The 2442-nt window shown below is 65.8% G+C and carries 3 protein-coding genes; 2 read left to right on the plus strand and 1 reads right to left on the minus strand.

Annotation, left to right across the window (positions count from 1 at the left end; translation table 11 throughout):
- Positions 1-108: 108 nt before the first annotated feature.
- Positions 109-597: an RNA polymerase sigma factor gene (locus JHD07_RS31800; protein ID WP_291629356.1), complete on the plus strand. Its 489-nt coding sequence runs from the start codon at positions 109-111 to the stop codon at positions 595-597.
- A gap of 61 nt (positions 598-658) precedes the next feature.
- Positions 659-1429: an anti-sigma factor gene (locus JHD07_RS31805; protein ID WP_291629351.1), complete on the plus strand. Its 771-nt coding sequence runs from the start codon at positions 659-661 to the stop codon at positions 1427-1429.
- A 316-nt stretch (positions 1430-1745) separates the two neighbouring features.
- On the opposite strand, the gene JHD07_RS31810 is transcribed toward JHD07_RS31805, so the two are convergent.
- On the minus strand, positions 1746-2442 hold a 697-nt coding region (locus tag JHD07_RS31810), incomplete at its 5' end, for a J domain-containing protein (RefSeq protein WP_291629354.1).

The raw sequence follows: 2442 nt of genomic DNA on the forward strand, positions 1-2442 counted from the left end.
GTCCTAATACGCGGCGTTAACGGTGTTTCGAGTGCCGGAATAGCCGTTCCGGTCGGGTGTTATGATCGCTATGGGCGCTCGCCGAGCGCCAGGGACGTCAAGACCGCGATGAATGCGTTTCGCCAGAGTGTGGAAGCCATGATCCCGGCGTTGCGCCGCTATGCCCGCGCGCTCACGCGCGATGCGGATGCGGCCGACGACCTGGTGCAGGATACGCTGGTGCGCGCGCTGCGTTCGGAGCGACTGTTTCTCGGCGGCGACGTCAGGAGCTGGCTCTATACGATCCTGACCAACCTCAACAAAAACCGGCGGCGCTCACTGGCAAGGCGGCCGCAATTCATGCCGCTGACGGAAAACAACCCGGATGCCAGCGGCACCGAGGCTGAAGGACGCGACATCGAGAAGGCGCTGGCCACTCTCGTCGAGGAGCAGCGTTCGGTGCTGCTGCTGGTGATGCTGGAAGGCCTCAGCTATCGCGAGGTCGCCGACATCCAGGGCGTACCGATCGGCACCGTGATGTCGCGCCTGGCACGCGCGAGAGCCCACATCAAGGGCTCGCTGGAGGGTGAGCGCCCCGCGCTCAGGCGGGTGAAATGACGAGCTGCGCGAACTTAACTCGCAAAAGATATCTTGGGCCGAAGAGCCAGAGACCACCGCTATGAACGACCGCAATATCCCAGTGACCGAAGACGAACTGCACGCTTATGTCGATGGCGAGCTGCCGGCCGAGCGCCGTGCCGACGTCGAGGCCTTTCTTGCCGCCCATCTTGACGAGGCCGAGCGCGTGCAGTCCTGGCGCGCCATGGCCGAGATGCTGCACGCCCGCTATGATGCCGTTGCCCAGGAACCGGTGCCGGCGCGGCTCGAGCTCGAGCGGCTGGAGCGCCGCCCGCGGCAATGGTTCTATGGCGCCGCTGCGGCCGTGCTGGTGGCCTTCGTCGCCGGCGGCACCGCCGGCTGGGTCGCGCATGGCGCCGCCAACGCGCCCTCGACCTTCCAGAACTTGACGGCAGATGCGCTCGACGCTCACCGCCTCTATGTTGTCGAGGTTCGCCACCCCGTCGAAGTCGGCGGCAATGAGCGCGACCACCTCCAGGCCTGGCTGACCCGGCGCTGCGGCTGGACCGTGTTCGCGCCGAACCTGGAAGCCAGCGGGCTGAAGCTGGTCGGCGGCCGGCTTCTGCCGGGGCCGAACGGTCCGGCGTCATTCCTGATGTATGAGGGCGCCTCGGGCGAGCGGTACACGATCTACTCCGCCAAGACCGAGAATGGTGCGACGCAAATGCGCTACGCCAGGACGGACAAGGATGGTGCGTTGTTTTGGGCCGAGCGCGGCGTCGGCTATGTCGTCAGCGGTAGCAGCGACCGTGACCGGCTGACCAAGGTGGCGCAGGCGGTGTACGACCAGGCGGAGAAAAACGGCACTTGAACAACCACACGACCATCGGTGCCTAGATTCCGTCATTGAAAATTTGGAATCAGGACATGGACGCGTCTCATTATCGCACCGGGTGTTCACGCGATTATGAGTGGCGTTCGATCCGCCGATCGACGCGGGCGGCCTCGATTGGGGTTTTTGGTACCGCGCTGGTCCCCCTCTCGAGGCCGCACCTTCTTATCGACTGCCCCGCCGGACAATCGACGCGTCGATCCATGAAGCGCTAGCACGGTTCTGGCATATGATGGGCATCATCTCCCGGACGATGCCCTCAGTCTTTCGGAGAACCCCTTCAGCTGGATCGAACCTAACCCAGCCCGCTCCGCGGATTGTAGGGATGTTGGTCCCGCCACTTCTCCATCAATGCCTCGAGCTCGGCGTCGTTCCCGTCCGGTAGCATAATCCTGATGGTGACGAAGAGATCCCCGGTCCCGCCGGCTCTCGGCAGGCCCTTGCCCTTGAGGCGGAAGGTGCGGCCGCTGGAGGTGTTTTTGGGGACCGAGAGCTCCACGGCATTGCCGAGGGTTGGCACGCGGACCTTGCCGCCGAGCACCGCCTCGTAGAGCGTGACCGGCAGGTCGATCCTGAGGTCGGCGCCGTCGACCTTGAAGAACGGGTGCGGCGCGATGTTGATGGTGATCAGGAGATCGCCCGGTGGATGGCCCTGCGCGCTCTCGCCCTGCCCTCGCAGCCGAATCTGCTGGCCCTCGGTGACGCCAGCCGGAATCTTGACGTTGAGCTCCTTGCCGGTCGGCAGGCGCACGCGCTTCTCGCCGCCCTTGGCGGATTCTTCCAGCGAAACGGACATGGCGACGTTGACGTCGAGGTCCAGGCCGATGCCGCCGGTGTCGAACTCGAACTGGGCACCGCCGCCGGCGCCGGGCCGCGCACCGCGCATTCCGCCGCCGAACATGCTGTTGAGGATATCCTCGAAGGCGCCGCCGCCTGGCCCGCCCGGGCCGCCCGCCCCGCGGCGGCCAGGTCGTCCGCATCCACCAGGACCC

The sequence above is a fragment of the Bradyrhizobium sp. genome (assembly GCF_016462955.1).
Classification (GTDB): Bacteria; Pseudomonadota; Alphaproteobacteria; order Rhizobiales; family Xanthobacteraceae; genus Bradyrhizobium.

Excerpts from the sequence above, each read along its gene's own strand:
- JHD07_RS31800 (WP_291629356.1), top strand. The coding sequence starts at position 109 with ATGAATGCGTTTCGCCAGAGTGTGGAAGCCATGATCCCGGCGTTGCGC.
- JHD07_RS31805 (WP_291629351.1), top strand. The coding sequence starts at position 659 with ATGAACGACCGCAATATCCCAGTGACCGAAGACGAACTGCACGCTTAT.